This is a genomic window from Dietzia sp. CQ4, assembly GCF_014145125.1.
Classification (GTDB): Bacteria; Actinomycetota; Actinomycetes; order Mycobacteriales; family Mycobacteriaceae; genus Dietzia; species Dietzia natronolimnaea.
The window spans coordinates 1-5665 of record NZ_JAALDZ010000225.1; the positions used below are offsets into that span (position 1 = coordinate 1).

The 5665-nt window shown below is 73.0% G+C and carries 4 protein-coding genes; 2 read left to right on the forward strand and 2 right to left on the reverse strand.

Going from position 1 to position 5665, the window contains the following annotated elements; all coding sequences use genetic code 11:
* Nucleotides 1-965, reverse strand: a 965-nt coding sequence (locus tag G6031_RS12900) for an NAD(P)H-binding protein (protein WP_182653468.1), incomplete at its 3' end; no start/stop codon positions are given.
* 164 nt (nt 966-1129) lie between these two features.
* Here G6031_RS12900 and G6031_RS12905 point away from each other — a divergent pair.
* Complete coding sequence (locus G6031_RS12905) at nt 1130-2215, forward strand: DUF695 domain-containing protein (RefSeq protein WP_182645318.1); 1086 nt, start codon at nt 1130-1132, stop codon at nt 2213-2215.
* On the opposite strand, the gene G6031_RS12910 is transcribed toward G6031_RS12905, so the two are convergent.
* Complete coding sequence (locus tag G6031_RS12910) at nt 2169-3803, reverse strand: type VII secretion protein EccE (protein WP_346034598.1); 1635 nt, start codon at nt 3801-3803, stop codon at nt 2169-2171. The genes G6031_RS12905 and G6031_RS12910 overlap by 47 nt on opposite strands.
* Before the next feature lie 131 nt (nt 3804-3934).
* Here G6031_RS12910 and eccB point away from each other — a divergent pair, with 131 nt between their 5' ends.
* Nucleotides 3935-5386, forward strand: a complete 1452-nt coding sequence (gene eccB / locus G6031_RS12915; protein WP_179525899.1) for a type VII secretion protein EccB — start codon at nt 3935-3937, stop codon at nt 5384-5386.
* Nucleotides 5387-5665 lie beyond the last annotated feature (279 nt).

Genomic DNA, 5665 nt, shown 5'->3' on the forward strand with positions numbered 1-5665 from the left:
GGGCCGTGCGGAACGCGCAGGGCCTCGCGGAGGGCCTGGCGGTAGCTCGTGCGGCCGCCGGGCGGGGGCCCGAGCACCTCGTCGGCGTCGTCGACCAGGACGATCGCCTCGCAGCGCAGCGACTCCACCAGCGGCCGGGCCAGGGCGGGTTCGAGCGGGGTGACCAGTCCCATCCACAGCGAGGACAACTTGGGCGTGAGCACGGGGACCGGGACCATGAGCCGGCGGTGCAGTCCGGCCTCCTCGGCGTAGATCTGCATCATCTGCCCGTAGGTCAACACGTCCGGCGCGCCCACGTCGATCACGCGCCCGTCGGCCAGGTCCCCGTCGAGCGGAACCGTGGTGGCGGCCGCGAGGTAGTGGACCACGTCCCGCACGGCGATCGGCTGGATGCGGTTGGAGACCCATTTCGGGGTGACCATCCCCGGGAGCCGGGTGGTCAGGTGCCGGATCATCTCGAACGAGGCGGACCCGGAGCCGATCACCACCCCGGCCTGGATCACCAGCGCGGGCACGGACGAGGCCAGCATGATCCGTCCCACCTCAACGCGCGAGCGCAGGTGCGTCGACAGGTCGGTCTCGTCCTCCGGGTGCAGCCCGGACAGGTGCACGATGCGGCCCACCCCGGCGGCCTCGACGGCGCGGACGAACGCCTCGGTGGTCTCGCGCTCCTCCTTCTCGAAGTCGGTCGAGTGGCCCATGGAGTGGACGAGGTGGCACGCCACGTCGACGCCGGCGAGGGCAGCCGAGAGTGCGGCCTCGTCTCCCAGCCCGCCCTCGTGGATGGTGACCTGGTCCCGCCACGGCACATCGTCGAGACACGCGGGCGTGCGCGCCAGGACCGAGACCTCGGCGCCGTCGGCGAGCAGTCGGGGGACGAGACGGGAGCCGACGTACCCGGTGGCGCCGATGACGAGGACGCGCGGGCCGGTCGGGGCGTCGGGGGATCCGTGGGGGTTGGTCATACCCGAGACTCTTCCAGTGCGGACGCCGATGCGCACCCGTTGACGGGGGACAGGACCGGCCCGGGGGCCCGGCCGGGGTGAGTCGTTCCGCGCACGAGTGGCGGCTTATCCGGATACTGGAGTGAGACCAGCCAGACGGACCGTGACGGGCGGAGGGAGAACAGATGGCGATCGGCGCGGCACGACCCCGACAACTCTCCAGATCGATGGACCTGTCCGGCGTCCGCATCGAGACCGCCAGGCTCCGCTCGGACCGGGCCGTCACCACCTTCTGGCGGTGGTGGACCGAGGGCGGGTGCCGCCGGACGACCGCCGCGCTCGAGTCGGGTGACGCCCGCCGCGTGGTCCCGGAGATCACCTCGCTCATCGAGGCGATCGACCCCGGGTTGTCGTGGGAGTTCGTCCCCGGGTCTCACGGCGCGCCGCACCGCCTGACCGTCACCGCGGCCGGGGTACCCGAGCTCCGCGGGGCGGCGCGCCGGTGGCTCGCTCAGGCCCCGCCCGCCGACGCCGACTGGTCGTACGCGGACCTGCGCGACCCGGTCTCCGGGTGCGCCATGCACTTCCGCGACCGACGCCTGGGCTTCGACGAGGCGGAGGTGGTGGTGGACTGCGGCCTCTCCCGGGCCGACGTGACCGTGCACCACCCCGGGTTCGCCGGACTCAAGGGATCCGACGCCGGGATCGCCGCCTACCTGTTGCTCGACGCCATGTGCGGGGAGGCCGCGGTGGAGACGTGGGTGGGCATGATCCGCTCCAACGCGACGGCCCCGGGGGACGACGCGGTGTCGCTGGACGCGCTGCCCGGGATCCTGCGGGAGATCGAGCGGGACAACACGGACGAGGACGGGGAGCCCGCCTGGCAGATCCTGCACGGCGACACCTCCCGGGGCCCGATGGTGGCCGTGGTGCGCGTGCCCCTCGTGGCACTGTCGGCCCCGGAGTTCGACCGGCACGTCGCCGTCCACGTGCCCTATACGGATGTCGAGGACGGCGGTCTGCCGGGATCGGCCTCCCTGCCCGGGCTGCGGGACTTCGAGGACCACCTGGTCGACCGCCTGGAGGGCACCGGCGAGTGCGTGGGCGCCGAGAGCTGCAACGGCCGCCGGCTCCTGCACTTCTACGTGGACTCCGCGACCCCCGCGCACGAGCAGCTGCGCGTGGCCGCCTCCGGCTGGGAACAGGGCGAGGTGACCCTGACGGTCACCGACGATCCGGGCTGGCGGAAGGTTCAGCACCTGCGGGTGTGAGGTCCCCCGAACTCGGACCTGGACCCGGGATCGGGCCCACGAACGCGTCCTCTCCGGGGCCGGTCACGACCGACACCTGCCGGGCGGGTCCGGAACGCGGTTCGATGGAGATCCAGCCCGGAATCCTGCCATCGAGTACCAGCTCGGGCGGATTCCCGGTCGTCGCACGCCCGGGGCCGGGGGCGTCCCAGTCGGCATCCACCCGGATCACGGTCGGCGGTGTCACGTCGGGGCCGCCGGGACCGGCGAGCGCGTCGATCCGCCCCTCGCTCAATGGGCCGTCGACGTCCCAGAACACCGCGTCCACGGGGGCGCCGGCGTCCGAGGCATCGGGGTCGACAATCCGGTATCTGGTCTCGTCGCCGATCGCCAGCAGCGGTCTCCAGCGGTCCGGGACGTCGGTGACCACCGCCACCCGATACCCGGCGGCGACCGCGCGGAAGGCCACCTGTCGACAGACGGCCGGACCGGCCGCGAGGAGTACCGAGCGCTGGTGAGGCCCCGCCAGCTGGACCGCGGCCGCGTTCCCGGTCCGGGTCGCCCCGAGGATCTGACCGCAACCGTGGGCGGGCGGGGCGAGGTCGTCGAGTTGATCGAGGCGCCGCCGGACCGTGGAGCCGGCGAGCGTCTCGGGTAGGGACTCACCCGGGACGGGCAGCACGCGCGGGGACGGCAACAGATGACACGATCCCGCGGACTGGGGGAGCGAGTCCACGGTGAGCCCCGCGAGACCCACGGTCGAGATCGAGTCGACGACGTCGCGGCGGCCCGGCACCCGGCGGAGTCGGAGCACCTCGGTGATGTCTGACGCGGGTACAGAGGTGAGGGCGTCCACGACCTCGCGCGGGTCCTCACCGGGGCGGACCACCAACCCCACTCCGTCGGTGGGATCGGCCTCGGCCTCGAGGTATCGCTCCGCCAGCTCTGTGGCATCGAGTACACGACACGGAACCCCGTGATGAACCAGAGATCGGCGGAGTCGTTCGGTGGCCACCGCGATGACCCACTGCGGCGAACCCCGCCCCGCCTCCGCCGGCGCGCTCAGCGCGAGTTCGGACAGGTCGAATCGGAGGAGCAGGTGGACGCGCCGGTGGGAGACCAGAGCCAACGGACCCACGAGCGAGCAGTACACCTCGCCGTCGGGGCCCGTCGCCGCACGTCGCCCGTGAACCACCACATCGATCCCCTCGAGCAGCACCCCACCCTGGTCGAGTTGCCGCGCGACCGCGCCCAGCGGAAGCCGGACGCCGAGGAAATCCGCCGGGTCGTCGCTCCCGACCTCGGTGGTCTCCAGAGCGCCGGCTGAGACCTCGACACCGGTGGTCACCACCTGGTGACCGCCGACGCACCCGACCAAGGAGAACTCGGGCGAGACCAGATCGACGACGTCGACGTCTGACCGGCGTGGGCGCGGTCCGCCTCCGAGCAGATATCGGCCCCGGTGACGGATGGTGGCGGCGCAGGCGACCAGTGAGGCGGCGGCGAACTGGACCCAGGGCTGCCAGGGCGGCGGGCAGATCACCGCGAGCACCCCCGAGGTCAGGAGGACGGTCAGGAGGATGAGAAGGGTGCGAGGGGCAGCCGTCACACGTCCTCCTGGCCTGGTCGGGGGCGCGCGAGGCAGCCCGGGAAGCCCGGCCATCCGGCCGGGACAGTGGCGTACCCTACCCCCGGAACCCGCCGTCGCGGGGCGTCACATCCGTGGGAAGGAGCCCGTTCGTGCCGCTGAAGCCGACGACCAGGGCGCAGGTCGACGGGCACCGTTTCCTGTCCCGGCGGGCCCGACACGCGGTGGCCGTCCGCGACGTCCGGATGCTCCACGATCCACTCAGGCGACAGTCGACGGGACTCATGCTGGGTGCGGTCGCCGCCGTCCTCGGTTGCGTCGGTGCGGCGGTCCTGGCCCTCCTCGATCCGACGCCCGATGTCGATCGCGCCGTGGTGATGGTGGGCCGGGACTCCGGCCAGATGTATGTCCGCGCCGGCGACACCGTCCACCCGGTGTTCAACCTCGCGTCCGCCCGTCTGGTGACGGGTCAGCCCGCCGACCCCACCACTGTGCGGGACTCGGACATCGCCCAGACGCGTCGCGGAGGACTGATCGGGATCCCCGGAGCGCCGTCCGCGCTGCCGGCACCGCGCGACGAGGACGGGGCCGCGGCGGTCTCGTGGACCGTGTGCGACGAGATCGCCGACGTCGATCGCGGTCGCCCCCGGATCGTCTCGACGAGTGTCGTCGCCCGTGACGGGGCGGCGGGACCCGGGCGTGACACCACCGGCGACGAGATCGTCCTGGCCGACCAGGACGGCAGGGGCTGGCTGCTGCGGGACGGGACCCGCTCGAGAATCGACTTGTCGGACGGCGACCTGCTGGCGATCCTCGGACTGGGCGGCGTCGAGCCGCGGCCGGTCACCGCGGCGTTGATCGACCCGCTGCCGGAGGTCGATCCGGTGGTGCGACCGGAGATCGATCTGGCAGGCAGGCCGGTGGACTACGGTCTCGACTCATTGCGGATCGGGCAGGTGTTCACGGTGGACACCGCCTCGGGCAGGGAGACCTACGTCGCCCTGGCAGATGGTGTCCAGGAGGTCGGTCCGGTGGTGGCCGACGTCATCCGTTCGACGACGACGGTGGGTGCGGTCGTGTCCGTGGATCCCGACCGGATGGGCGTCCCGCGCTCGGTGGCGCTGAACGTGGATGCCTTCCCAGCGGATCGTCCCTCGGTCCTCTCGACCGGTGACTCCCCGGTGCTGTGCGTTCGCGATGCGGGCAGGGAGGGGTCAGTGGGCCGGCGGGTGACCGTTGTCGCCGGCGCTCCGGCTCCGTCGGCCGCACAGGCGCGTCCGGTGGCCGGCGCGGACGGGGGCGGGCCGGCGATCGACGTGCTCGGCGTACCCGGTGGAGGCCTTCTGGTGACCGCGGTCGGACGAGGCACGTCAACCCGCGGTGCGGTGACGACGATCGTCGCCGATACGGGCGTGCGCTTCGACATCCCCGACCCGGAGACCGCAGCGGTCCTCGGTGTCGGTGGGACCCCGGTGCCGGTCGACGGTGCGATCATCGACCGGCTCCCCGCAGGACCCAGGCTGGACCGTGACTCCGCCCTCGTCGTCCGGGACGGCCACGATCTCCACACCGTCGCGGACGAGGCCACGGCTCCGGTGCGATGACCCCGCGGGGATGCCGGACCACGGTCGGAACGTCCGGGTGCCGGCCCGCCGGGCGGTGCCCGTCAGTTCTCTGTCGGTGTCCACGTTGTGGGTGTCTCGCGGTGGCGGAGGCCGCGGGGTCGAACCAGAGCGACGACGACGAGGACGAGACCCCCGACGGTGAGTGAACCGGCCGCGACGGCCGCTCCGGTGCCCGCGCCGACCGGACCCGTGTCCGCCGTGGGCGCCGCGATGGTGGTGGAGGCGGGTCCGGGGCGGCCGGACCGACGCACCCCGGTG